This is a genomic window from Enterobacter sp. SGAir0187 (assembly GCF_002952735.2).
GTDB classification, from domain to species: domain Bacteria; phylum Pseudomonadota; class Gammaproteobacteria; order Enterobacterales; family Enterobacteriaceae; genus Enterobacter; species Enterobacter quasiroggenkampii.
The window spans coordinates 4,055,631-4,082,066 of record NZ_CP025034.2 but is presented as its reverse complement, the minus strand read 5'-3'; the positions used below and the strand labels follow the sequence as shown (position 1 = coordinate 4,082,066).

General features: G+C 55.4%; 18 protein-coding genes, 1 tRNA gene and 1 pseudogene. 8 read left to right on the top strand and 12 right to left on the bottom strand.

Features of this window, described 5'->3' with window-relative positions; all coding sequences use genetic code 11:
* The first annotated feature begins 79 nt into the window (after nt 1-79).
* Nucleotides 80-364 carry a 50S ribosomal protein L25 gene (gene rplY, locus CWR52_RS19640; protein WP_008500956.1) on the top strand — a complete coding sequence of 95 codons (285 nt, stop codon included), beginning with the start codon at nt 80-82 and terminating at the stop codon, nt 362-364.
* Nucleotides 365-414: 50 nt separating this feature from the next.
* Here the strand turns inward: rplY and yejK are convergent, their stop codons facing one another.
* A complete protein-coding gene (gene yejK / locus CWR52_RS19635) occupies nt 415-1,422 on the bottom strand; it encodes a nucleoid-associated protein YejK (protein WP_104950489.1) in 1,008 nt (335 codons plus the stop codon).
* A gap of 134 nt (nt 1,423-1,556) precedes the next feature.
* On the opposite strand from yejK, the gene CWR52_RS19630 reads away from it, so the two are divergent.
* From CWR52_RS19630 to CWR52_RS19620, 3 genes are all read left to right on the top strand, one after another.
* Complete coding sequence (locus CWR52_RS19630) at nt 1,557-1,784, top strand: YejL family protein (protein ID WP_008500958.1); 228 nt, start codon at nt 1,557-1,559, stop codon at nt 1,782-1,784.
* Between the two features lie 19 nt (nt 1,785-1,803).
* On the top strand, nt 1,804-3,564 hold the full coding sequence (yejM, locus tag CWR52_RS19625) for an LPS biosynthesis-modulating metalloenzyme YejM (protein ID WP_104950488.1): 1,761 nt from the start codon (nt 1,804-1,806) through the stop codon (nt 3,562-3,564).
* Nucleotides 3,565-3,636: 72 nt separating this feature from the next.
* Nucleotides 3,637-3,713 (top strand) — tRNA-Pro (locus CWR52_RS19620).
* 38 nt (nt 3,714-3,751) lie between these two features.
* Here CWR52_RS19620 and CWR52_RS19615 read toward each other — a convergent pair.
* Together CWR52_RS19615 and CWR52_RS19610 are read right to left on the bottom strand one after the other, a co-directional pair.
* Nucleotides 3,752-4,939 (bottom strand): annotated as a pseudogene (locus CWR52_RS19615) (MFS transporter).
* A gap of 125 nt (nt 4,940-5,064) precedes the next feature.
* Entirely contained in the window at nt 5,065-5,325 is a 261-nt protein-coding gene (locus CWR52_RS19610) for a DUF2534 family protein (protein WP_104950487.1), read from the bottom strand.
* A 209-nt stretch (nt 5,326-5,534) separates the two neighbouring features.
* Here CWR52_RS19610 and eco point away from each other — a divergent pair, with 209 nt between their 5' ends.
* Nucleotides 5,535-6,038, top strand: a complete 504-nt coding sequence (gene eco / locus CWR52_RS19605; RefSeq protein WP_104950486.1) for a serine protease inhibitor ecotin — start codon at nt 5,535-5,537, stop codon at nt 6,036-6,038.
* Between the two features lie 93 nt (nt 6,039-6,131).
* Here the strand turns inward: eco and mqo are convergent, their stop codons facing one another.
* Complete coding sequence (gene mqo / locus CWR52_RS19600; protein ID WP_104950485.1) at nt 6,132-7,781, bottom strand: malate dehydrogenase (quinone); 1,650 nt, start codon at nt 7,779-7,781, stop codon at nt 6,132-6,134.
* Between the two features lie 187 nt (nt 7,782-7,968).
* On the opposite strand from mqo, the gene CWR52_RS19595 reads away from it, so the two are divergent.
* Entirely contained in the window at nt 7,969-9,258 is a 1,290-nt protein-coding gene (locus CWR52_RS19595; RefSeq protein WP_104950484.1) for a SulP family inorganic anion transporter, read from the top strand.
* Here the strand turns inward: CWR52_RS19595 and mgtE are convergent.
* From mgtE to CWR52_RS19565, 6 genes are all read right to left on the bottom strand, one after another.
* Nucleotides 9,221-10,657: a magnesium transporter gene (gene mgtE / locus CWR52_RS19590; RefSeq protein WP_104950483.1), complete on the bottom strand. Its 1,437-nt coding sequence runs from the start codon at nt 10,655-10,657 to the stop codon at nt 9,221-9,223. The two genes, CWR52_RS19595 and mgtE, sit on opposite strands and share 38 nt — an antisense overlap.
* A 147-nt stretch (nt 10,658-10,804) precedes the next feature.
* Nucleotides 10,805-12,448 carry a multidrug ABC transporter permease/ATP-binding protein gene (locus tag CWR52_RS19585; protein WP_104950949.1) on the bottom strand — a complete coding sequence of 548 codons (1,644 nt, stop codon included), beginning with the start codon at nt 12,446-12,448 and terminating at the stop codon, nt 10,805-10,807.
* Nucleotides 12,449-12,517: 69 nt separating this feature from the next.
* Nucleotides 12,518-13,174 (bottom strand): DNA oxidative demethylase AlkB, encoded by a 657-nt coding sequence (gene alkB, locus CWR52_RS19580; RefSeq protein WP_104950482.1) that lies wholly within the window; start codon nt 13,172-13,174, stop codon nt 12,518-12,520.
* Nucleotides 13,174-14,232 carry a bifunctional DNA-binding transcriptional regulator/O6-methylguanine-DNA methyltransferase Ada gene (gene ada / locus CWR52_RS19575; protein WP_104950481.1) on the bottom strand — a complete coding sequence of 353 codons (1,059 nt, stop codon included), beginning with the start codon at nt 14,230-14,232 and terminating at the stop codon, nt 13,174-13,176. Before ada ends, alkB begins: the two co-directional genes overlap by 1 nt.
* A gap of 72 nt (nt 14,233-14,304) precedes the next feature.
* On the bottom strand, nt 14,305-15,360 hold the full coding sequence (gene apbE / locus CWR52_RS19570; RefSeq protein WP_104950480.1) for an FAD:protein FMN transferase ApbE: 1,056 nt from the start codon (nt 15,358-15,360) through the stop codon (nt 14,305-14,307).
* Nucleotides 15,361-15,476: 116 nt separating this feature from the next.
* Nucleotides 15,477-16,565, bottom strand: a complete 1,089-nt coding sequence (locus CWR52_RS19565; RefSeq protein ID WP_032663173.1) for a porin OmpC — start codon at nt 16,563-16,565, stop codon at nt 15,477-15,479.
* Nucleotides 16,566-17,309: 744 nt separating this feature from the next.
* On the opposite strand from CWR52_RS19565, the gene rcsD reads away from it, so the two are divergent.
* Entirely contained in the window at nt 17,310-19,982 is a 2,673-nt protein-coding gene (gene rcsD, locus CWR52_RS19560) for a phosphotransferase RcsD (RefSeq protein ID WP_045908706.1), read from the top strand.
* A gap of 16 nt (nt 19,983-19,998) precedes the next feature.
* Nucleotides 19,999-20,649 carry a response regulator transcription factor RcsB gene (gene rcsB / locus CWR52_RS19555; protein WP_003859405.1) on the top strand — a complete coding sequence of 217 codons (651 nt, stop codon included), beginning with the start codon at nt 19,999-20,001 and terminating at the stop codon, nt 20,647-20,649.
* Nucleotides 20,650-20,760: 111 nt separating this feature from the next.
* Here the strand turns inward: rcsB and rcsC are convergent, their stop codons facing one another.
* Together rcsC and gyrA are read right to left on the bottom strand one after the other, a co-directional pair.
* Nucleotides 20,761-23,607, bottom strand: a complete 2,847-nt coding sequence (rcsC, locus tag CWR52_RS19550) for a two-component system sensor histidine kinase RcsC (protein ID WP_104950479.1) — start codon at nt 23,605-23,607, stop codon at nt 20,761-20,763.
* A gap of 135 nt (nt 23,608-23,742) precedes the next feature.
* Complete coding sequence (gyrA, locus tag CWR52_RS19545; RefSeq protein ID WP_048224205.1) at nt 23,743-26,379, bottom strand: DNA topoisomerase (ATP-hydrolyzing) subunit A; 2,637 nt, start codon at nt 26,377-26,379, stop codon at nt 23,743-23,745.
* Between the last annotated feature and the right edge of the window lie 57 nt (nt 26,380-26,436).

The window sequence follows — 26,436 nt, the reverse complement described above, 5'->3', positions numbered from 1 at the left end:
CCGCTTCACATCCGTGAGGCAGAACACTCACCTGCTGCTGGGTCGCCTGTAGTAGGGTTTTAAATACAGAGAGAAATCAATGTTTACTATCGAAGCAGAAGTACGTAACGTGCAGGGTAAGGGTGCGAGCCGCCGCCTGCGTACCGCTAACAAGTTCCCGGCTATCGTTTACGGTGGCGAAGCTGCTCCAGTTGCAATCGAACTGGATCACGACAAACTGTGGAACCTGCAGACCAAAGCTGAATTCTACAGCGAAGTTCTGACCATCGTTGTTGGCGGTAAAGAAGAAAAAGTGAAAGTTCAGGCTGTTCAGCGTCACGCGTTCAAGCCAAAACTGACTCACATCGACTTCGTTCGCGCGTAATCGCAAACCTGTCGAAAAAAACCCCGCTTCTGCGGGGTTTTTTGTGCCTGCTATTTACCGCCCGAGGTGCGGCGCTGAAGCTGATCGCGCAGATTCGGCGGCGTCCCCTTAATGGTCAGCGTATCAGTGGCCGGATCCCAGAAGATACGTTCCCCCAGCAGCATCGCATCAAAGTTGATGGTTAACCCACCGCCGCTGCCAGCAAACTTGGTTAACTGACGTAGCGTGCTGCGATCCGCCGGGAAGCTCTCTTCAAGCTCATAGCCCTTCTCTGCGGTAAATTCCTGGAAGCTGACTTCGCTGACGCCCGCCAACTCTTTTGACAGCGACTCCAGCTCAATCTCTTCCCCAGCCTGCAGCTGTTCGTTGCAGTAGCTGTAAACCTGCTGGCGCACCGTCTGGCGCTCAGATTTATCGAGCTGCGCTTCGGCTGTGAAATCGTCCACCGCCTGGAGCAGCCCTTTGTTCTGCGCTTTGGCGTTAAGCCCTTCACTGGCACCGAGGAAGTCCATGAAGAAATCCGCCACTTTGCGGCCCACGCGCCCCTTCAGGAAAGTCAGGTAGCGGGTCGATTCCGGGTTGGTTTCCCACTCGGTCAAATCAATACGCGCCACGATATCCGCATGGTTAATGTCCAGATAGTGCGTCGAGCTGATATCCAGCTGCTCGTTCACGCGCATGCTGCTTAAGTTATTCAGCACGGTAACCAGCAGATACTCGACCGCCAGGTAGCGGTAGTGGCAGAACAGCACGATCCCACCGTCCGCGAACGGATATTTCGCCAGCTCGTCGCGCAGACGCCCGGTTGCCGCACGGCTAAACGCCAGGAAATCCTCTTCACCCTTGCGCTGCAGGCGCAGGCTATCGGCCAGTTCACTCTCTTCGCTGAACAGCCCATAGGCTTTATTTTTGGCGCTGTAGACGCGATGCAGCTCTGCCATCATCTCCACAACGGTCGCCGTAGGTTCCAGTAACGAATCGCGTAGCACCACTTCAAGGGTTTGCTCATCGCGCTTGATAAGCTGGTGCAAGGCAATCTGGTTGATTTCCAGACTCATGATAAACTCTCCTTTTAGACCGGGCGGTATTCAACCACCACCAGGACATGTGTGCAACAACAGATAAAAAAGGGGAAAAAAAGCTGTTGCTACGGTAATATGTTGCCCTTTCATCAACAAACTGATTTTGATTTATGCCACAACATTCCCGCTACAGTGATGAACACGTTGAACAACTGCTCAGTGAGCTGGTCAACGTACTGGAAAAACATAAAACGCCGACCGATCTCTCCCTGATGGTTTTGGGAAATATGGTCACCAACCTGATTAACACCAGCGTTGCTCCGGCTCAGCGTCAGGCGATCGCAAAATCTTTCGCCCAGGCTTTACAGTCGTCCGTCAGCAACGACCCGGCCCATTAAGGGATACGAACAACAGTTTATGGTGACGAATCGTCAGCGCTACCGTGAAAAAGTCTCCCAGATGGTCAGCTGGGGGCACTGGTTTGCCCTGTTCAACATTCTGTTGGCGACGGTCATTGGCTGTCGTTATCTGTTTGTCGCAGACTGGCCAACAACGCTCACCGGGCGTATCTACTCCTGGATAAGCGTTGTCGGTCACTTTAGCTTTTTGGTTTTCGCCACCTATCTGCTGATCCTGTTCCCCTTGACGTTTATCGTCATGTCGCAGCGTCTGATGCGATTTTTGTCCGCCATCCTTGCAACGGTGGGGATGACGCTGCTGCTTATCGACAGTGAAGTGTTCACCCGCTTTCACCTGCATCTCAACCCCATCGTCTGGGAACTGGTGATTAACCCCGACCAGAACGAAACGGCCCGTGACTGGCAGCTGATGTTTATCAGCGTCCCGGTGATCCTGTTGATTGAGATGCTGTTCGCCACCTGGAGCTGGCAAAAACTGCGTAGCCTGACCCGGCGACGTCATTACGCGAAGCCCGTCGCCGCGCTCTTCTTCGTCTCCTTTATCAGTTCGCACATCATGTATATCTGGGCGGATGCGAACTTCTATCGCCCTATTACCATGCAGCGCGCTAACCTGCCGCTCTCGTACCCGATGACGGCCCGTCGCTTCCTCGAGAAACATGGCCTGCTTGATGCGCAGGAGTACCAGCGCCGTCTTATCGAGCAGGGTAACCCGGAAGCCGTCAGCGTGCAGTATCCGCTGAGCGACCTCCGCTATCGAGATATGGGCCGCGGGCAAAACGTCCTGCTGATCACCGTCGATGGCCTGAACTATTCCCGTTACGAGAAGCAGATGCCTGCGCTGGCCGATTTCGCGAGTCAAAACGTCACGTTTACTCAGCATATGAGCTCCGGTAACACAACCGACGCGGGCATCTTTGGCCTGTTCTATGGCATTTCTGCCGGATACATGGACGGCGTGCTGTCTGCGCGCATTCCTGCGGCGCTGATCACCGGGCTTAATCAGCAGGGCTATCAGTTAGGGTTGTTCTCATCCGATGGCTTTAACAGCCCGCTCTACCGCCAGGCGCTACTGTCCGATTTTTCACTGCCAGCGGCACAAAATCAGTCCGATGCGCAGACCGCCAGCCAATGGATAAACTGGCTGCAGCGCTATGCCCAGGAAGATAACCGCTGGTTCTCATGGGTTTCCTTTAACGGCACTACGCTTGCTAACAGCAATAAGAGTGATTTCGCGCGCCGCTACGGCCGCGCGGCGGGTGAAGTTGATGCACAGATTGGCCGCGTGCTTGACGCGCTACGTGAGTCCGGCAAGCTGGATAACACCGTGGTGATCGTGACCGCAGGCCATGGCGTCCCGTTAGGTGACGAGACGAAGAGCATGAGCTGGTCACGCCCGAACCTGCAGGTTCCGCTGGTCATCCACTGGCCGGGTACGCCGGCGCAGCGCATCAATATGCTTACCGAGCATAAAGATGTGATGACCACCCTGATGCAACGCCTGCTGCATGTCAGCACGCCAGCCAACGAGTATTCTCAGGGGCAGGATCTCTTCAGCGCCGCGCGCCGCCATAACTGGGTCACGGCTGCGGGGAATAATACGCTGGTGGTGACTACGCCGAAGCTGACGCTGGTGCTGAACAACAATGGGAATTATCAGACGTATAACCTGCAGGGTGAACGGCTTAAAGACCAGAAACCGCAGCTGAGCCTGCTGCTGCAGGTCCTGACGGATGAGAAGCGCTTCGTCGCTAACTGATTAATAATAAACCAGTTAGCGACGGATTCCCTTGCATTCGAAACGGAATCGAGTAGTATTCTTTCTATGCGTCGGCACGTAGCGCAGCCTGGTAGCGCACCGTCATGGGGTGTCGGGGGTCGGAGGTTCAAATCCTCTCGTGCCGACCAAAAACACATTGAAAACCAGCCTTTTATGGCTGGTTTTTTTATTTCGCCTCGTCCGGCGTTTTGCGCAGGTACACCAGCGTAACCAGGCAAATTACCGCTCCGGCATAGAACGTATATTCTGCGCCAAACGTTTCCCAGATGACCCCGGCGCCCAGGCTGGCGACTAACAATCCCACGCCGCTGACCAGACTAAAAATGCCGTAGGCGGTACCGCGCAGATCCGCAGGCGCCGTTTTCGCAATCATTGCCGCCAGCAGCCCCTGCGTCATCCCCATATGCACTCCCCAAAGCGCAACGCCCAGAAGCATTCCAGCCCAGTGGGTGCTCAGCGCCAGCACGACATCTGCCCCAATCAGCATCACCAGCCCCCACTGCAGTAATCGGGTGTGGCTCATCCCGTCCGATAACTTGCCAAACGGATAGGCAGAGAGGAAATAGAGCAGATTCATGGCTACCATCACCAGCGGGATCAGCGCTAGCGGCACACCCGACTGCTGAGCGCGAAGCACAAGAAATGCCTCACTGAATCGTGCGAGCGTGAAGATGGCCCCCAGACCAATAACCCACCAGCAGCCTTTCCCGAGGCGCCTGAGGTTCTCTTTTTTGATGGGGTTCGTGCGTTGATGTTCGACGGGCGTTTTCGGCTCATGCAGGCCGAAGAAAAGCAGCGCCACGGCGAGCACGCCGGGGATCACCGCGATCCAGAAAATGGTACGAAAATCATCGTTCTACAGCAGCATTAATCCTACGGCCAGCAGCGGCCCGAGAAATGCGCCGACGGTGTCCATCGACTGACGCAGCCCAAAGGCCGCGCCGCGAAGTTCCGGCGGCGTAACGTCAGCAACCAGCGCATCGCGCGGCGCACCCCGGATCCCCTTCCCTACCCGGTCGATTAAGCGCGCCCCAAGGATCATGCCGGAGGAAGAGGCAATAGCAAACAGCGGTTTACTCAACGCGCCAAGACCGTAGCCCAGCACCGCCAGTCCTTTACGTTTGCCCAGATAGTCACTGATGGCGCCGGAAAACACCTTGATAAACAGCGCCGTAGCCTCAGCCAGGCCTTCAATCAAACCAATGAAAATCACGCTGGCGCCCAGCGTCGTCACCATAAACAACGGCAGCAGGCTATGAATGATCTCCGAAGAGATATCCATCAGCATACTGACGCCACCCACCACCCAGACGCCTTTCGGGATCCGGCTGAGCGTTGCAAACCGGGATAACATTGCGCATCTCCTGCTTCATGTTGAACTGTCTTGTTCGAAACAGAATATCCTGGAAATGCGAATAAAAATTATTAGACATAAAAAAAGCCACCCCGCAGGATGGCTTCGATATCGCAAATCGGCGTCTAGTGTTTATCACGTCCGCCCAGGAAGAAAATGCCCAGCGGGATGGCCAGCAGAACGGTGAACACCAGGCTGTAGACAAAGATCATCGCCGATTGCAGGACATACATGCTGGTTGTCCAGGCTGAGAGTGGAATGTTGTACTGTTCGATGACGCCAACAATGGTGGCCCGCCCCACGCACGCGGCAGCAATCATAAACACAACCAGCAGCGCCAGGAGGAATTTGCGGCCTTCAGGCGTTTTCATTTTTGCACGAACCATCTCTCTTCCCTTTTACAGATGAATAACATTATAGAGGGTCTAAAATAACACAAACGCCAGCCGGACTCCATGTCAGTACAAACACCTACAAAAATGGTAAATATGTGGTTTATTATGCTATTTACATTAAAAATGTAAGTAAATAACACCAACCATTTATAGTTGATATGTTAACCTGTACAGGATCGTTTTGACATAAAGGAATGACAATGAAAAACGCACCTAAATTTGCCCTCGCACTCATCGCCGCCGCGTGTGTCAGCACCAGTGCTTTCGCCAGCGAAACCCCTAAAGAGCAGCCGCTGGAAAAAGTCGCGCCGTATCCGAAAGCGGATAAAGGGATGAAGCGTCAGGTGATCCAGCTGCCGGCACAGCAGGATGAAGCGAATTTCAAAGTAGAGCTGTTAATTGGCAAGACGCTGGAAGTGGATTGCAACCAGCATCGCCTGGGTGGCCAGCTGGAGAGCAAAACCCTGGAAGGCTGGGGTTACGACTACTACGTCTTTGATAAAGTGACCTCGCCGGTCTCCACCATGATGGCCTGCCCGGATGGCAAGAAAAAGAAGAAATTTGTGACAGCGTATTTGGGCGACAATAGCCTGCTGCGCTACAACAGCAAGTTGCCGATCGTGGTTTATACGCCTGAAAACGTGGAAGTGAAGTATCGCGTGTGGAAGGCGGACGAGAACGTTGGACAAGCGGTAGTACGTTAAAAATAAGTCGGGTGGCGGCTTCGCCTTACCCGACCTTCAAAATAACATCGAACATAGGCCAGGTGGGCGTCAGCGCCACCCGGCTTTTTTACATTACAGCGCGATATCCGCAACCGGTTTGTTTTCCTGCTGAGGCTTCAGCTCCGCTTTTGGCGCAGCATCCGCAGCCTGCGGTTTGATGTACTGCAGCTGCAGTACGCGGCTGGTGTATTCCAGCTCCTGCTCCGTCGCGCTCACGTTACCGTTCAGCTTCGTGCCGTAGGATGGAATAATGGTCTTCAGCTTCGCCTGCCATTCCGGGCTGGCGACTTTATCTTTAAACACTTTTTCCATCAGGTGCAGCATGATTGGCGCAGCGGTAGATGCACCCGGTGACGCACCCAGCAGCGCGGCGATGGTGCCGTCCTTATCGCTCACCACTTCGGTGCCCAGACGCAGCACGCCACCCTCTTTCGGATCGCGCTTGATGATCTGTACACGCTGACCCGCCTGCCACAGACGCCAGTCTTCTTTCTTCGCCTGTGGATAGTACTCTTTCAGCGCCTCGAAACGGTCGTCGTCAGAGAGCATCACCTGGCTAATCAGGTATTTCACCAGATCGAAGTTATCCAGCCCCACGTCCATCATCGGCTTGACGTTAGAGGTAGTAGTTGCGCTCAGCAGATCCCACAGGGAGCCGTTTTTCAGGAACTTCGTGGAGAAGGTCGCGAACGGTCCAAACAGCACCACGCGTTTGCCGTCGAGCATACGGGTGTCGATGTGCGGAACAGACATTGGCGGCGCGCCCACGGAAGCCTGACCGTACACTTTTGCCAGATGACGGTTCACCACTTCCGGGTTATCGGACACCAGGAACTGACCGCCCACCGGGAAGCCCGCGTAGTCGTCCGCTTCCGGAATACCGGACTCCTGCAGCAGCTTCAGCGCCGCGCCGCCCGCACCGATAAAGACAAACTTGGCCTTGATGACGTGCTCGGCTTCGTTGTTTTTCAGATCGGCAACGGTCACGCTCCAGCTGTTATCCGCGTTACGCTTGAAACCGCGCACTTCGGTGCTGAGCTGCAGGTTGAAGTTCTCTTTTTTCTTCAGAGACGTCACCAGCTGACGGGTAATTTCACCGTAGTTAACGTCGGTACCAATTTCGGTACGGGTCGCCGCCACTTTCTGGTTCGGGTCACGACCTTCCATGACCAGCGGAGCCCACTCTTTAATCTGCGCGTGATCTTCAGAGTATTTCATCCCGCGGAACAGCGTGCTCTGCTGCAGTGCGGCGTAGCGCGCGCGCAGGAAGTTGACGTTCTGCTCGCCCCACACAAAGCTCATGTGCGGTACGGTATTGATAAAGGAGTGCGGGTCGTGCAGCACGCCGCTGTTGACCTGGTGAGACCAGAACTGACGAGAAACCTGGAACGCCTCGTTGATCTCTACCGCTTTCTCGATACTAATGGAACCGTCCTTTTTCTGCGGCGTATAGTTCAGTTCCATGAGTGCCGAATGGCCGGTACCGGCGTTGTTCCAGCCGTTCGAACTCTCCTGCGCCACGCCATCAAGGCGCTCGACCATGGTCATTGACCAGTCCGGCTGCAGTTCTTGCAGATAGGTTCCCAGCGTGGCGCTCATGATACCACCACCGATTAAAAGGACGTCCGTTTCCTGCTCTTTTGGTGCGTCAGCTTTCGCCGCCATGGAGACGGTATTAAGCCCCACGGCCAGAGAAAAGAGCATGGCAGTCATTTTTTTCATAATTTATGCCTTAGTGTAAAAGTGCTTGATGCGTGGAAATTGCAGGTGAAAAAAGCTGCGGGGGCACGGTAACAACTTTTAAATATTGTTTAAAGGTTACGAAATTATTGTAATTGTGAAATTTAATGATGGATTGTTTGTGAGGAATTATCGATGCGTCTGGTAAAGCGCGGTTTTACTGGCTAGTATGTTGCGTTTTGTGATCGCGCGCACGGAAGCCTGCCCTAACCAGCGAACTGTTATGTCCTTACCCCATTCTGATGTATCCCCCGAAGACCGCGTAGCCAACGTACTGCGTTCCCCTAAGCAGCTGACGCGTGAAACGCTGGCGGGCGTAATTACCGCCCTGGCGCTGATCCCCGAGGTCATCTCATTTTCCGTGGTGGCGGGCGTTGACCCGAAGGTCAGCCTGATCGCTTCCGTGGTGCTCTGTCTCGCCCTGTCTGTACTGGGCGGCCGCCCGGCGATGGTCACGGCCGCGGCCGGTTCCGTGGCGCTGGTTATTGGGCCCATGGTGCATCAGCACGGCGTACAGTACATTCTTCCCGCCGTGCTCATGGCTGGCGTAATTCAGATTCTGTTTGGCGTGCTGGGCATGGCAAGGCTGATGCGCTTTATTCCCCAGTCGGTCATGACCGGGTTTGTTAACGCCCTCGGGATATTGATTTTCTTTGCGCAGGTTCCCCATTTCTGGAGCCGAAGCCCGCTGATTGTGGGCCTGTTCGTGCTGACGGTACTGATCGTGCTGTGGGTGCCGCGCTATATCAAAAGCATCCCTTCCCCACTGATTGCGATTGTGCTGTTAACCTTGTTTACCGTTTCAACCGGGCAAAGCCTGCCGACCGTGGGCGATGAAGGCGCCATGAGCGGCGGCTTGCCGGGCCTTAGCGAACTTCTGGTCCCTCTCAATCTCCAGACGCTGAGCATAATCTGGCCGTGCGCGTTGAGCATCGCGTTTGTCGGCCTGCTGGAATCCCTGCTGACGGCAAAGCTGGTGGATGAGCTGACCGCGACACCGTCAAGTAAACGCCGCGAAAGCATTGGATTAGGCGTCGGCAATATCCTGGCCGGATTTTACGGTGGTATTGCGGGCTGCGCGATGATCGGACAAACCATCGTTAACGTGGAGATGGGGAAAGGCCGAAGCCGCATTTCAACCTTCGCTGCGGGCATCGTGCTGCTAATACTGGTGACGGCACTCAGCGACGTGATGGCCAACATTCCGATGGCGGTGCTGGCGGGGATTATGGCGATCGTCGCCGTCAAAACCTTCAGCTGGCACAGCCTTCAGCCGGCCACGCTGAAAACGGCGCCGATTGCAGAAGCGGTCGTCATGCTGGTGACCGTTGCCGCCACGGTATCCACCGGCAATCTGGCGATTGGCGTGCTGGGCGGGATTATCGTCATGGTGCTGCTTCCCGCCCGCATTAAGCGTCGGCTTAAAGCAGAAAAATCGTCGCCAGCCCAAGAAAAATAAAGAAACCGCCGGTATCGGTGATGGCGGTGATCATCACGCTCGACCCCACCGCGGGGTCGCGACCCAGTTTGGTCATGGTCAACGGGATAATAACGCCCATCATCGATGCCACCAGCAGATTCAGCACCATCGCCAGCATCATCACCCCACCCAGCGCCATATCGTCATACAACCACCAGGTGATGCCCCCCATAATCCCGCCCCAGACCAGGCCGTTGATCAGCGCCACCCCCATCTCTCTGAAGATCAGAAAGGCGAAGTTGCCGGGCTGAATATTCTCCAGCGCCAGCGCGCGAACAATCATCGTGATAGTCTGATTGCCGGTATTACCGCCAATCCCGGCCACAATCGGCATCAGCGAGGCCAGCGCCACCAGCTGCGAAATGGTGTGTTCAAAACCGTCAATCACGCGGGAGGCGATAAACGCGGTACAGAGGTTAATGGCCAGCCACGCCCAGCGCGTTTTCACCGCCTTGCCGACGGAGGCATGGACGTCATCTCCCGCACTGATCCCCCCCAGCGCGCGCAGGTCGTTATCGGTCTCTTCATAAACCACGTCAACGATTTCATCGATGGTCAGACGGCCCATCAGCTTGCCAACGGAGTCTACGACCGCCGCACTCACAAGGTCATCACGTTCAAAGGTACGCGCCGCTTTTTCCGCATCGTCTTCCGGGGAGAAGACCATCGGCTCGTTTTCCATCACCTCACTCACCCGCTGCTGGGCGCTGTTGAGCAGGATGGTTTTCAGCTCCAGCTCGCCGAGCAGGGTTTTATCCCGCGAGGTGACAAACAGCTTATCGGTGTTGTCAGGCATTTTGCCCAGACGGCGCAGGTAGCGCTGCACGGTACCGAGCGTGACGTCCGGACGTACCGTGATAACGCCGAACTCCATGATCGCGCCGACGCTGTTTTTCTCGTAGTGCATCACCTGACGCACGCGCGCACGTTCATCGGCAGGCAGAGAGGCCAACAGGCGGCCGGTCAGGTTACGCGGCAGATGCTGTACAAGGTAAATCTGCTCGTCGATATCCAGGGTTTGCAGAGCGTCGAGAATGTCCCGGTCGCTCATCTCGTCGATCAGGTCGTCCCAGACGTTTTCGGAGGCCTCAAGCAGCACCTGCCCGCGCTCGTGATCCTGCACCAGGCGCCACAGGGCGTGACGTTCTTCCGAGGGAAGCGCTTCCAGGGTATCCGCCAGATCCGGCGGCGGTAAATGAGCAACCAGCGCACCTACCTCAGCAATATCGTCGGCCAAGGTGCCGACATCATATTGCTCAGCCAGGGTCAGTTTGCCTAATAGCGTAGACGTGACCGCTTTATCGGTCGTGAGAAGCCAGATCAGTCGCGCACGTTCCTGGTCACGCTGTCTGGCGCTGTTTTTCTTTAATACCGACATCAATCATAAATCCATGAAATAAGTTGGTATTAAGCATAGCGCGAGGATATGTAAATAAGAATAAACAACGGGGCGGGATGGAGAAAAAAGCGGCATTACGGCCACGATTATCCCCTCTCCCTGTGGGAGAGGGTTAGGGTGAGGGCATCAGGCCGTACGCGCCACCGCGTCACGCGAGGCTGCATCGCGCTCTTCACCGGTCAGCTCGCTCAGCCTGCCGTCGCGCATCTCCAGCAGACGGTCGGCATGAATAAAGTAATGATCGTCGTGGCTGATGGCGAAAATGGTTTTACCCATCTGCTGCATCAGCGGCAGCAGCACCTGATAAAACTCGCGGCGGAAGTGCGGGTCCTGATCCGCCGCCCACTCATCCAGCAGAATGATGTCACGCTCTTCCGCCAGCGCCAGCAGCAGCGCCACGCGCTTTTTCTGCCCTTTGGAAAGCTTCAGATTGAGAATTTTACCGTCCTGAAGTTCCAGCTTGTGGGACATCTGTAGCTGCGTCAGCCATTTTTCCACCAGTGCAGGATTGGCCTGCTGCCCTTCCGGACCCAGCAGTTGCTCAAACAGCCAGACGTCGGTGAACACCGCCGAGAAAAGCTTGCGGTAATCCTCGGGCTTCTCCGCGCTCAGCGCTCTGCCATCCAGTAAAATCTCGCCCGACTGCGGCTGATAAAGCCCGGTGAGCAGCATCGCCAGCGTCGATTTACCGCTACCGTTGCCGCCAATCAGGAACAGCAGCTCGCCGCGGCGGATCGTCAGGTTGACCGGCCCCACGGAGAAGGCGCTGTCCTGATAGCGGAACGTGACGTTACGCAGCTCCAGCGTCTGCCAGTCAGGGAAGGCTTGCGGGCGTGGGAATTCGGCTTTAAACGGCGCGAGATCGAATTTGTTGAGCTTATTAAAGGCCACCTGCGCACTCAGTAAGGTGGGCAACGCGCCGACCGCCGAGAGCAGCGGCGTGCGCAAAAACAGCAGCGTCAGCGAGTAGGTTGCCGCGACGTTGGTGTCCGCCCAGCCCAGACTGTTCGCCATCCAGAATACCAGGCCAATGGCGCCCAGCATCATAATGTTTGACCAGTTCACCGCGCTCAGGTGGAAGGTATCGGCGCGAATGATGTGATGCCGGTACTCGCGTGCGTCCGGAATATAGAGATGGTTAAAGATGTACTCGGCGCGCTCGCGGTTCAGGGTGAGTTCTTTGCGCCCTTCCAGTACCGTCTGATAGTCGTTATAGAGCTTGTCTTCGGTTTCACGCAGCACCGCCATGTGTTTGTAAACGCGCGACACCAGCACAAAACCGCCCCAGATGGTGATGGCGATCCACAGCGCAGTCACCGCCAGCATTTTGCTGGAGAGCCAGGCGAGATAGGCCGCCGAGCCAAAGGTCAGAATGATCCCCTGCACCAGCTCGGGCAGACGAACGAACGCGATGGTAATGGCGCGTACGTCGCTGGTCAGCCCCGCCAGCAGGGAGGCGCTGCCGAGCTGCTCAACGCGCTCGACCTGGGTGTCCAGGATCCGCTTGATAAACTCACTGCGCAAACGAAAAACGAAATGGTGGCCGAGCGCGGTCAGCGCCAGCTGGGAGCCGAGCGTCACCGCCATCAGCAGCAGCAGCAGGCCAAGAAACTCCGGCAATACGGAGAGCGAGGTGTCGACCATTTCAATCAACCGCACGTTGATAAACGCGATCAGGCCAATACCCAATGCGGCGCTGGCAAGGCTTAACGCCATAACGGCGACGAAGGGCCAGCGGTACTGACGCCAGACGAGGAGAAGTAGTTGCATGCAGGCAATCCGGACAATAAAAATCAGCGAGCAGTGTAAACTGCCCTGCGCGGACATCAAGAATAATTCTTATTTTAGTTTACGCATCCCCGCCTGACGGAAGGTCAGATTAAAGCGGTACTCCCCCGTGAGGGGGTGGACGCCGGGTTTCAGCGGCTGAATGCCGTGATAATAAAGCCGCGATTCCCTGCCCCACACCACCACATCGCCATGTTCCAGCATGATGCGTTTGAGCGGATCGTTGCGGCGTAATCCCCCAAACTGAAAGACGGCGGGCAGACCTAACGATACCGAAACGATAGGCGCGCGCAGATCGGGCTCATCCTTGTCCTGATGCAGCGAGAGCTTCGCACCGACGGCGTAGCGGTTAATAAGACAGGCATCAGGACGAAAATCCGGATAATCCGCCGCCACGGCAGCCTCGTGACAAAGTGCCTGAAAAACAGCAGGCATGGGAGGCCACGGCCGGTCGGTCGTGGGATCGTTTGGAGCATACACATATCCACGTTCGTTTGTCGCCCAGCCCAGTTCGCCGCAGTTGGCCATGGCCACCGACATGGTGTAGCCGCCCGGCGTCACCATATGGCGAAACGGTGAAACCGCCGTGACCTCTTCAATACCGGCAAGCAACGCCGCTGCACGGGAGAGTGCAAAGCGGCGGAGGATCACCGCCCCTGGCGCAAGCGGTTCCTGCCAGGGTTCAGCATCCGCAAAAAAATCGAGCATTATTCCTCCCGGTGTTTCGCCTCACGTTTCAGTAATAGCGCTTTTCGCGCCGTCCCCCAGCGATAGCCCGACAGCGCACCGTCGTTGCGAACCACGCGATGACAGGGGATCACAATTGCGAGCGTGTTTGCCGCACAGGCGCCTGCTACGGCGCGTACCGCACTGGGTTGGCCAATCGCCTGCGCCACCTGCTGGTAGCTTGCCGTTTCGCCGCAGGGAATAGTGCGAAGGGCCTGCCAGACGCGCTGCTGGAACGCGGTACCGCGAATATCCAGCGGCAGCGCAAGCGGTACGTCGCGGTTATCAATACTGGCAATGACCTGATGGATCCGCTGCACAAAGGCGTCGTCCAGCGGCGCGTGCGTAGCTTTTGGAAACTGTGTGGCAAGCTCTGCGGTGACTTCCGCATCGGTGTCACCCAGCAGAATCGCGCAGATCCCCCGCTCGCTTTCGGCGACCAGACAGCGTCCTAACGAACAGTCATCAATGGCATACCGCACGGCCACTTCTCCTTTACGGTACTGCTTCGCCGTCATGCCCAGCGCATCGTTGGCTTTACGATAATAGCTGCTGCTGTCGGGAAATCCCGCCGCCAGCACGGCATCGGTAATTTTGTCTCCCTGCGCAAGCGCGGTGCGCAGACGCTGACCCCGCGCCGCCTGCTGCCAGGCTTTTGGCGTCATGCCGGTCACCGACTTAAACAGGCGGTGGAAATGGAAAGGACTCATGGCAACCTGCTCCGCCAGCCTCTCCAGGGTTAACGCGGGATCCTGCTCCAGAAGCCGGCAGGCATGTTCCACTTTTGCCAGCTTCTGCGCCTGCGGATCGCGTTTGTCCGGCATGCAGCGCTTGCACGGACGAAAACCTGCCTGAGCGGCATGCCGGGCATCAGGATAAAAACGGACATTTTTACGCAGCGCGTGGCGGGCACGGCATGACGGGCGGCAGAAAATACCCGTCGTCTGCACGGCGAAGACAAACTGATCGTCAGCGAGCGGATCGCGGGCCAGCACGGCCTGCCAGCGATCCTCATCGGTCATTAAGGTTGGGTTTTTCATGATCGGCTCCTCGTATAAGCATACATAGAGCGTGCCTGAGCGCCACTGATAAAAAACCCGCAACCTTGCTTTTTAATTTTTGTCGCTGACCAGGAAACTGTTGAACTGCGGCGAGCTCCAGGTTTTGAACCCGTCGCCCTCTTTGGTGATCATATAAACCGCCAGCCCTTCCTGACGGACCACCTCTTTGGCTTTTTCCGGGCCGAGAACCATTAATCCGGTATCCCAGGCATCCGCTTCCAGCGCGGTGGGGGCAATGACCGTTACCGAGACCAGGTTATGCGTGATGGGGCGTCCGGTCTGCGGATCAATCACGTGCGAAATACGCTTCCCGTCAAGCTCGTAATAGTTGCGATAGCTTCCGGAGGTGCTGATGCCATGTCCGTTGATATCCACTATCGCCTGCACGGCATTTTGCCGATCGGTTGGTTTTTGAATCGCTACGCGCCACGGCTTATCGCTGGCGTTCATACCCCGGCTGACCAACGCGCCGCCCACCGAGACCAGATAACGGGAAATTCCTTCCTGCGCCATCAGTGCAGCAAGATGATCCGCCGCATAGCCTTCCCCGACCGTCGACAGATCGACAAACAGATCGGGGATATCTTTTTGCAGGTACTGCTGCCCGTACTGGTTGATCACGGTCAGATGCTGTAGCCCTGTCCGGGCGCGGGCGTCATCAATGGCCGCCTGTTCGGGCGTGGTCACCGGCTGTTTATTCGGGCCAAATCCCCAGAGGTTCACCAGAGGACCGACGGTCACATCCATCGCCCCGTTGGTTTTATAACCCACGCGCATTGCCTCGGTCACGATATCGGCCATCGCCTCGCTCACCGGCCACAGAGAGGTGCTGGTTGAAAGGTTAAAGCGCATCAGCGCAGAGTCATTTTTATAGGTCGACAGCAGCTGATCGTCGGCGTCCAGCTGCGACTGGATTTTGCCGCGAAGTTCATCCGTGCGTGTTTTATCGAGGTTCATCACGCTGACGCGCCAGAAGGTCCCCATCGTTTTGCCTTCGAGCACCGTCGCGGCGGGTGCGTCGGTTTTCGCCACGGGTGTGGGATCGTTACACGCGGTCAGGAAAAAAAGCATAGCCAGAAAGCTGGCGCGTAAAAAAGTCATGTCCATTCATTATTATCCTCATGCCAGGGCGGCAAGAGTACACCAAAACAGGAGCGTTGTGAGAATCTGAGAAGCACAAAAAAAAGGGGCCATCAGGCCCCTTACGTCACACGATGACGCGATTAGAACTGGTAAACCAGGCCCAGCGCGACGATATCGTCAGTACCGATACCCGCCTGACGGGTGAAGTCATTTTCATCAACCAGGTTGATTTTGTAATCCACGTAGGTGGACATGTTTTTGTTGAAGTAGTAAGTCGCACCTACATCAACATATTTCAGCAGATCCTGATCGCCGTAACCTTCGATGTCTTTGCCTTTAGACTGCAGGTAAGCCACGGATGGACGCAGGCCGAAGTCGAACTGGTACTGAGCAACCACTTCGAAGTTCTGCGCTTTGTTGGCCCAACCCAGATCGCCTGCGCGAGTCGCGTTGTAGGTCTGAGTATACTGCGCAGCCAGGTAGATGTTGTTCGCGTCGTATTTCAGACCGCCGGTGTAGGTTTCAGCACGGTCGCCAGTACCGAAGCCCATGTCGTTCTGGGAACTGGTGCGCTTAGAGCTGGACACGGCAGTACCAATACCGAAGCCTTCGCCCAGGTTATAAGTGATAGAACCGCCAACGCCATCACCGTTCTGACGCAGTGCTTCACGACCGTTGTTGGTCTGGTCCTCACCGCTTACGCTACCGTTTTTACCTTGATACTGAACAGCGAAGTTCAGGCCATCAACCAGGCCGAAGAAATCGCTGTTACGGTAGGTCGCAAAGCCGTTACCACGCTGCTGCATGAAGTTGTCAGAACCGTAGGTGTCACCGCCGAATTCTGGCAGAACGTCGGTCCAGGAAGTTACATCGTAAACTACGCCGTAGTTACGACCATAGTCGAAAGAACCCGCGTCACCAAATTTCAGACCGGCAAACGCCACACGGGTCCAGGCGTTGTTTTCATTCTCACCTGAGTTACCCTGAATCTGGTATTCCCACTGGCCGTAACCGGTCAGTTGATCGTTAACCTGGGTTTCGCCTTTGAAGCCAAGACGCATGTAGGTCTGGTCGCCATCAGCGCTGTCGTCATCGGAGAAATAGTGCAGACCATCAACTTTACCGTACAGATCTAATTTGTTGCCATCTTTGTTATAAATTTCGGCCGCATTTGCTGCGCCTGCCACCAGGAGTGCTGGTACCAGGAGGGACAGTACTTTAACTTTCATTTTATTAACCCTCTGTTATATGCCTTATAATTGCCACTGCTTACTGGTTAACCCTCATTAACCAGTCGGCAATTTCATTCTCCGCAAAATTACAGAATAATCCAACGCGAATATGATACGAAAACTTTGAAGATGTTTCATTTATCCGTCAACATGTTTCAAAATGTAAATATCAAGGAACTTTTACAAAGCACAAATAGCTTAGAAATTTAGCACTTATAATCAAAAGAAAAATCATACCCACACAAATCAATAACTTATAATAAAAATCGTTACAGCACTGAATGACAAAACAAGATCGCACCTAATCTCTAAAATATCTCTCGCTATCATCATTAACTTTATTTATTACCGTCATTCAGTTTTGAATGTCTGTTTATCCCTAATTGAGCCGGATGCTTCGCATTCGGTTTTTTTTTTACCTTTCTTTACGTAACTTCTCATTTTTTGTGCTACCGCGCCGAAATTGTAACGACTATTAACTAAATTCTCACCGGCGTTCGTTCGCTAACACACAATTGATGTAAAACTTAATTTCTTGTTAATTCGTGCTATTTTCTGACCAGGCGCACTTTTTATTTGTACGCGCGGGACGCGGTTGTACATGTTTACCGCGCCACCCGCCGCCGATATTGTCCGTTGAAAAAGTCGCCTGTTCCCGGACGGTGGCGCTGGAAATTCAGTTATTACCCTTTATACTGCCCTATCGCCACAGAGCATGACCATGACGGGTTAAAGATATCAATGAGTCAGACTGAAACCACCGCCCCGAGCAAATTCTCCCTCCTCCCCGGGAGCATCACCCGTTTCTTTCTTCTTTTGATCGTTGTGCTGTTAGTGACCATGGGGGTGATGGTACAAAGCGCGGTTAATGCCTGGCTGAAGGACAAGAGCTATCAGGTCGTCGATATCACCCACGCCGTGCATAAGCGCATCGATACCTGGCGCTACGCCACCTGGCAGATTTACGACAATATTGCAGCTGCACCGGCCTCCTCATCCGGAGATGGGCTTCAGGAGACACGGCTTAAGCAGGATGTCTATTACCTCGAAAAACCGCAGCGTAAGACTGAGGCGCTTATTTTTGGCTCTCACGACAGCGCGACCCTTGAGATGACGCAGCGTATTTCGACCTATCTGGATACCCTCTGGGGTGCCGAAACGGTGCCATGGTCGATGTACTATCTGAACGGTCAGGACAACAGCATGATCCTGATCTCAACGCTGCCGTTAAAAGATCTCTCTTCCGGGTTTAAAGAGACCACCGTGGGCAGCATCGTCGATTCCCGCCGGGCAGAGATGTTGCAGCAGGCAAATGCCCTTGATGAACGTGAGAGCTTCTCTTCCCTGCGTCGTCTGGCCTGGCAAAACGGTCATTATTTTACTCTGCGCACCACCTTCAACCAGCCAGGACATCTGGCGACGGTGGTCGCCTTCGATTTACCCATTAATGATTTAATCCCGCCTGACATGCCGCTCGATAGCTTCCGTCTGGAGCCCGACAGCAGCACCCAGAACATGCGTGCGGCGTCTGACAAAGAGGCCGCAGAGAGCGTATCGATCTCCTTTAACGGTTCAAAAATCGAAATTGCCTCATCCCTGAACTCGACCGGTATGCGTCTGGTGTGGCAGGTGCCGTTTGGCACGCTGTTACTCGACACGCTGCAAAATATCCTGCTGCCTCTACTGCTGAATATCGGTCTGCTGGCGCTGGCGCTGTTTGGCTACAGCACCTTCCGCTTCCAGTCGGGACGTCAGAGCGACGCCGCGGCGGTCCCGGCCGGTACCAGCAATGAGCTGCGCGTATTACGTGCATTGAATGAAGAGATTGTTTCCGTGCTGCCGCTTGGGGTCTTAGTTCACGATCAGGAAGCAAATCGTACGGTAATGAGCAATAAAATTGCCGATCATCTGCTGCCGCATCTTAACCTGCAGAACATCACCACTATGGCGGATCAGCACCAGGGGGTGATTCAGGCCACCATCAACAATGAACTGTACGAGATCCGCCAGTTCCGCAGCCAGGTGGCTTCACGTACGCAAATCTTCATCATCCGCGATCAGGATCGCGAAGTGCTGGTGAATAAAAAGCTCAAGCAGGCGCAAAGACTGTATGAGAAAAACCAGCAGGGGCGCGCCGCCTTTATGCAGAACATTGGCGATGCCTTCAAGCAGCCGTTAAAAACGCTGGCGACCCAGGCGGCGGCGTTAAATACGTCAGAAAGCCACCAGCTTGCCTGTCAGGCCGACTCGCTGGTCAGAATGGTTGATGAGATCCAGCTGGCGAACATGCTGGAGAATGATTTCTGGAAGGGAACTCCCACTCTCTTCTCCATTCAGGATCTGATCGATGAAGTGGTTCCGGAAGTTCTGCCCGTGATTAAGCGCAAAGGGCTGCAGTTGCTGATCAATAACAATCTCCCGGCAAATGACGAGCGCCACGGCGATCGTGAAGCGCTGCGCCGCATATTGTTGATGATTATTCAGTACGCGGTGACCACCACGCAGATCGGCAAGATCACCCTCGAAGTCAGTACGGAGGAGTCGGCAGAAGACCGCCTGACGTTCCGCATCCTGGACACCGGGGAGGGCGTCACCACGAGTGAAATTGATAATCTGCACTTCCCGTTCCTGAATGACACGCAAAGCGATCGCTACGGCAAGGCAAATGCCCTCACCTTCTGGCTGTGCGATCAGCTGGCGCGTAAGCTCGGCGGCCATCTCAATATCAAGGCCCGTGAATCTCTCGGCACCCGCTATTCTCTGCACGTGAAAATGGCGGCCAATCCGCAGGAAGAAGATGAAGAGCGTCTGCTGGATGATGTCGTGGTGATGGTCGATGTTACGTCGAACGAGATCCGCAATATTGTCGTTCGTCAGTTAGAAAACTGGGGTGCGGCCTGCATCACGCCGGATGAAAGACTTGCAAGTCAAGAATTTGATCTGTTTTTAACTGATAATCCGTCTAATCTTACTGCCTCCGGCTTGCTTTTAAGCGATGATGAGTCAGGCGTGCGGAAAATCGGCCCTGGCCAGCTGCGCGTCAACTTTAATATAAGCAATGCGATGCAGGAAGCTGTACTACAACTAATAGAAGAGCAGCTGGCGCAGGAAGAGATAGCGGAATCACCGTTAGGCGGTAATGAAAATGCCGAGCTTCACGCCAGCGGATACTATTCACTCTTTGTTGATACAGTACCAGATGATGTTAAGCGGTTGTATACTGAGTCCGCTGCGAATGATTTTGCAGCGCTGGCACAGACAGCACACCGGCTTAAAGGGGTGTTTGCCATGCTTAATCTGGTTCCCGGCAAGCAGTTATGTGAAACGCTGGAACATCTAATTCGTGAGAAAGATGCCTCTGGCATTGAAAAATACATCAGCGACATTGACGCCTACGTCAAAAGCTTGCTGTAGCAAGGTAGCCTTATACATGAACAATATGAACGTAATTATTGCCGATGACCATCCGATTGTACTGTTCGGTATTCGCAAATCACTTGAACAGATCGAGTGGGTGAATGTAGTCGGTGAATTTGAAGACTCTACAGCACTGATCAATAACCTCCCAAAGCTTGATGCACACGTGCTCATTACCGATCTCTCCATGCCTGGAGACAAATACGGTGATGGGATCACGCTCATCAAATATATTAAACGTCACTTCCCGGATATCTCGATCATTGTTCTGACCATGAACAACAACCCGGCGATCCTGAGCGCGGTACTGGATCTGGACATCGAAGGGATTGTGCTGAAACAAGGCGCACCGACCGATCTGCCTAAAGCGCTTGCGGCGCTGCAGAAAGGCAAGAAGTTCACGCCTGAAAGCGTTTCTCGTCTGCTGGAAAAAATCAGCGCGGGTGGCTACGGTGACAAACGCCTGTCGCCGAAAGAGAGTGAAGTTCTGCGCCTGTTCGCAGAAGGTTTCCTGGTGACCGAGATTGCCAAGAAGCTGAACCGCAGTATTAAAACCATAAGCAGCCAGAAGAAATCAGCGATGATGAAGCTGGGCGTGGATAACGATATTGCTCTGCTGAACTATCTCTCCTCCGTCACGCTGAGCGCAACCGACAAGGATTGATCTCCGCTGTAAACGCCGGGTGGCGCTCGCGCTTACCCGGCCTGCAGAACCCGTAGGCCCGCGCAAGCGCAGTGCCGCCGGGCAAATAAAAAAGGCCCTTGCGGGCCTTTTTTATATCCGCGTTTTTCTCACGCGCTCCGCGTAAATCGACAATGTCTGCTTCAGCACGTCCAGCGTCACCGGTTTCGACAGACAGCTGTCCATGCCTGACTCCAGACAGCGCTGTTTCTCTTCCGCCAACGCGTTCGCCGTTACGCCCACCACCGGCAGCGTCAGGCCAAGCTGTCGGATGCGCTGCGTCAGACGGTAGCCGTCCATGTTAGGCATGTTGACATCGCTCAGCACGATATCAATATGATTTTTACTCAGCACGTTCAGCGCATCCACGCCGTCGTTGGCGGTTTTGCACTGGTAACCCAGCGATCCAAGCTGGTCAGCCAGCAGGCGACGGTTAATCGGATGGTCATCCACCACCAGAATCATCATATCGTCATTCACCGACGCCAGAGACTCCGGTGACGGCAGTCCGCCCGCGCCGTCGCTCTCTTCCAGTTCCACTTTGTAGATGCGTGCCAGCAGGCTCAACAGCTCGTGCGGGGTGGCGACACTGTGTACCCACTCTCCTGGCGCACGCTCAACCGGGATACCGATGTGGCGACGGCAGAAGAGCACTGACCCTCTCCCCTGCCACGGCTGTTCCGGCATCTCGTCGGCGATCAGCACATCGTCCACGTCCGGTGTTTGACCTTCATAGCGGCACACCCTCACGCCGCTATGGGTAAGCAGCGCCGTCAGATAGTCATTCAGCGAGGCGTTATGCACCGCCAGCCAGCAGCGCTTATCGCTCAGCCCGTCTACCGTGGCTTTTGCCGGATACTGCGCCGAATAGAGCGGAATGCGGATGGTGAACTGGCTGCCCATGCCGGGCTCGGTATCCACGGAGATATCGCCATCCATCATGCTGACGAGCTTCTCACAAATCGCCAGCCCCAGTCCGGTGCCCTGGAAGTTACGCTGCACGCCGGTACCGACCTGGAAGAACGGGTCGAACAGACGAACCACCTCCTTCGCCGGGATGCCGACGCCCGTATCGCGCACGCGGATGCTCAGGTAATCCCCCGCCCGACAGACGTGCAGCACAATACAGCCGGTATCGGTGAATTTAATGGCGTTGCTGAGCAGGTTAGAGATGACCTGCTGCAGGCGCATCGGATCGCCATGCAGCGTCAGCGGCACGTCCGGCTCAATAAAGCAGTAGAGCCCCAGCTGTTTACGCACCACCAGCGGGAGATAGTTGGCGCTGATATGGTTCATGACCTCGCGCGGCGAAAACTCGCGCGGCTCGATTTTCAGCTGCTCGGACTCGATTTTAGAGAAGTCGAGAATATCGCTGATGATCTTCAGCAGCAGGCTGGAGGAGTTGTTCATCGCCGTCACCAGCCGGTCGACGCCTTTCGGCAATTCCTTGGTCTGCAGCAGATCGAGGTTACCGATAATCCCGTACAGCGGCGTGCGCAGCTCGTGGCTGACGGTGGCAAGGAACATGGACTTCGACTGGCTGGCCTGCTCTGCCGCCTGCGCCATCTCCTGCAACGACTCTTCCATTTTCACGCGCGCGGAGACATCCACCAGCACGCAAATCGCCACGTTTTCATTGCGATAGCGGGAATGCACAAAGCTAATCTGCAGGTTGGTGTGCGTGCTGGTGAGCACGTCGACAAAGTTAACCTGCTGACCGCAGATAATTTGCGTCAGCCTTTGCCGGTCCTCATGCGTCAGCATGTTCAGGTAGTTATGTGCCAGTTCGTTACTCAGGATATTGGTCCCGTCCTGAGTACGCAGAATACAGATCCCCACCGGCGCCGAGGCAACAATCTTGCGGTTAAACTGCTCGTGTTCCTCCAGTCGCTGGGCGTCGCTTTCGGCAGGAATAAAGATTTTCCGCTCATACATGCGCGCCAGCGTAAACAGCGCGCCCCCCGCCAGCAGGTTGAGCAGAATCGCATTCATGATAAGAATGCGTATCCGCTCAAGCACCATATCCACCGGCAGCGAATAGACGATACTGAGCGACGAAGGCGGCAGGCTCTTCTTCAGCACCAGCTCGCGGAAACCTGAGGTATAGCCAAACCACGACCGCTCCTGCATCCAGTGCGGTTCGACGTTTAGACGGTTATCAGGCCCGGCAAGCGAGATCAGCTGATGACCGTTTTCATCCAGAATGGTCACGCCCATGGGCAGGCTGCCCGGGGTGAAGAAGTTTTCCATGCGAATGGTCTGCTCAATCCCCAGCAGCGCCTGCAGGCGATTGCCCAGATAAACCGGCGTCAGCGCGTAGAAATAGCCCACGCCCGGACGCGGGCCCTGGCTCACCCAGAAGATGTTATTCCCGCGCTCGTCCTGCGGTGCATTGCGATATTTCACAATACGTTCATGCAGGCTTTTCAGCGCATCGTCACGCTCAACGGGTACGTCGCGCAGGCCAAAGTCAGCCATGCAGAGATTCTCGCTGCCAATCAGGAAGACGCGGTTCAGGTCATAGGCGGCGGAGAAATTGTCGCGCCAGTAGCGCATAAACCAGGCGAGCGATTCCAGAGAGCCGCGCCAGGTATTGCTCATGGTGGAACAATCGGAATCCGGGAACAGCGGCTGGAAATCCGGGACTTCGGTTTTGTCATCACGCCCGCGAAGCGCAAGGATACCGTTTTCCGCCGTCAGACGATTTTCGGCAATATACTTCAGCTCCTTCATCACGTCAGACGTTCGCTGAATGTAGCGCTGGGCCTGATCGGAGCTTAAGTTAAACTCCTGGCGGATCTCCGCTTCTTTCTGGTGCAGGGCGTTAACGATGTAAAACACCGAGAACAGGGCCACCAGCAGCCAAAGCAGGAGCGCCAGCGCCCGAAACAGATAGCGAGAGACTTTCAGCGTAGTACGAAAGGAGACGAGGTATTTCAAGGGGGCGAGGCTCCGCCGTCGGGGTCAAAAGAATGTGGTTAAGGTAGCGGTAAACGCGCCAGGTCGCAACGTTGACTTATCTGCTTGTGCAAAAGAAAAGGGCCGGAATCCGGCCCTTTTTTGCATCAGGAGACATTACTCGTCAGCGTCGTCCGCTACGTCATCGTCAGTGTCGGCTTCCGGCGCGATATCCTCATCGCCTTCCGCGACGCTACCGTCGATGGAGTCGAGCTCTTCGTCATCCACCGGCTCGGCAACGCGCTGCAGACCCACCACGTTTTCATCTTCCGCTGTACGGATGAGGATCACGCCCTGGGTGTTACGACCCACCACGCTGATCTCAGACACGCGGGTACGCACCAGCGTACCGGCATCGGTGATCATCATGATCTGGTCGGCATCGTCTACCTGCACCGCGCCGACAACGGAACCGTTGCGCTCGGTCACCTTGATGGAGATTACGCCCTGCGTGCCGCGAGACTTGGTTGGGTATTCCCCTTCCGCCGTACGTTTACCGTAACCATTCTGCGTGACGGTCAGGATAGCCCCTTCACCGCGCGGAATAATCAGAGAAACAACGCTGTCTTCGCCAGCCAGTTTGATACCACGAACGCCCGTCGCGGTACGGCCCATTGCACGGACGGCGTCTTCTTTGAAGCGCACCACTTTACCGGCCGCAGAGAAGAGCATGACTTCATCAGAGCCCGAGGTCAGATCCACGCCAATCAGCTCGTCGCCTTCGTTCAGGTTCACGGCGATAATACCGGCAGAACGCGGACGGCTGAATTCGGTCAGCGCGGTTTTCTTCACGGTACCGCTGGCGGTCGCCATAAAGACGTTCACACCCTCTTCATACTCGCGTACCGGCAGGATAGCGGTGATACGTTCGTTCGCTTCCAGCGGCAGCAGGTTAACGATTGGACGACCACGCGCGCCACGGCTTGCTTCCGGCAGCTGATAGACTTTCATCCAGTACAGACGACCGCGGCTGGAGAAGCAGAGGATCGTGTCATGGGTGTTCGCCACCAGCAGGCGGTCAATGAAGTCTTCTTCTTTAATACGTGCTGCAGACTTACCTTTACCGCCACGACGCTGTGCTTCGTAGTCGGTTAACGGCTGATACTTCACATAGCCCTGGTGCGACAGGGTCACAACAACGTCTTCCTGGTTGATCAGGTCTTCGATGTTGATGTCCGCGCTGTTGGCGGTGATTTCAGTGCGGCGCTCGTCGCCAAACTGATCGCGGACCAGCTCCAGCTCTTCGCGGATCACTTCCATCAGGCGCTCTGCGCTGCCCAGAATGTGCAGCAGCTCAGCAATCTGTTCCAGCAGCTCTTTGTATTCGTCGAGCAGTTTTTCATGCTCAAGGCCGGTCAGTTTCTGCAGACGCAGATCCAGAATCGCCTGAGCCTGCTGTTCCGTCAGGTAGTACTGACCGTCACGCACGCCGAACTCAGGTTCCAGCCACTCAGGACGCGCCGCGTCATCGCCCGCACGTTCCAGCATCGCGGCAACGTTGCCCAAATCCCACGGACGGGAAATCAGCGCAGTTTTCGCTTCTGCCGGGGTTGGTGCACGACGGATCAGTTCGATGATCGGGTCGATGTTGGCCAGCGCAACCGCCAGCGCTTCAAGGATGTGCGCACGGTCGCGCGCTTTGCGCAGTTCGAAGATAGTACGACGGGTCACCACTTCACGGCGGTGACGGACGAACGCACTCAGGATCTCTTTCAGGTTCATGATCTTCGGCTGACCATGGTGCAGTGCAACCATGTTGATACCGAAGGAGACCTGAAGCTGCGTCTGGGAGTACAGGTTGTTCAGGACAACCTCACCCACTGCATCGCGTTTGATCTCAATCACGATGCGCATACCGTCTTTGTCAGACTCGTCACGCAGCGCGCTGATGCCTTCAACACGTTTTTCTTTTACCAGCTCGGCGATTTTTTCAATCAGACGCGCTTTGTTCACCTGATACGGGATCTCGTGAACAATGATGGTTTCACGGCCGGTTTTGGCGTCCGCTTCCACTTCGGCGCGGGCACGGATATAAATCTTGCCGCGGCCGGTACGGTACGCTTCTTCAATACCGCGACGACCGTTGATGATCGCCGCCGTCGGGAAGTCCGGGCCCGGAATGTGTGTCATCAGCCCTTCAATGCTGATGTCTTCATCATCGATATAGGCCAGACAGCCGTTGATCACCTCGGTGATATTGTGCGGCGGAATGTTGGTTGCCATACCGACCGCGATGCCGGACGAACCGTTCACTAACAGGTTCGGGATCTTGGTGGGCATCACATCTGGGATGCGCTCGGTGCCGTCGTAGTTATCGACGAAATCAACGGTCTCTTTTTCCAGGTCGGCCATCAGCTCATGAGCGATTTTCGACATACGGATTTCCGTATAACGCATCGCCGCAGCGGAGTCGCCGTCGACTGAACCAAAGTTACCCTGGCCATCTACCAGCATGTAGCGCAAGGAGAATGGCTGCGCCATACGAACGATGGTGTCATAAACGGCGGTATCACCATGCGGGTGATATTTACCGATGACGTCACCGACGACGCGGGCAGATTTTTTATAGGCTTTATTCCAGTCATTGCCCAATACGTTCATGGCGTATAGTACGCGACGGTGTACCGGCTTCAGGCCATCGCGGACGTCCGGCAGCGCACGGCCAACAATGACCGACATCGCATAGTCCAGATAGGAGCTCTTCAGCTCTTCCTCGATGTTAACCGGTGTAATTTCTCTCGCAAGGTCGCTCATCTAACCGCTATCCCTCTACTGTATCCCGGATTCAAAGGTCGCAAATTATAACACAGC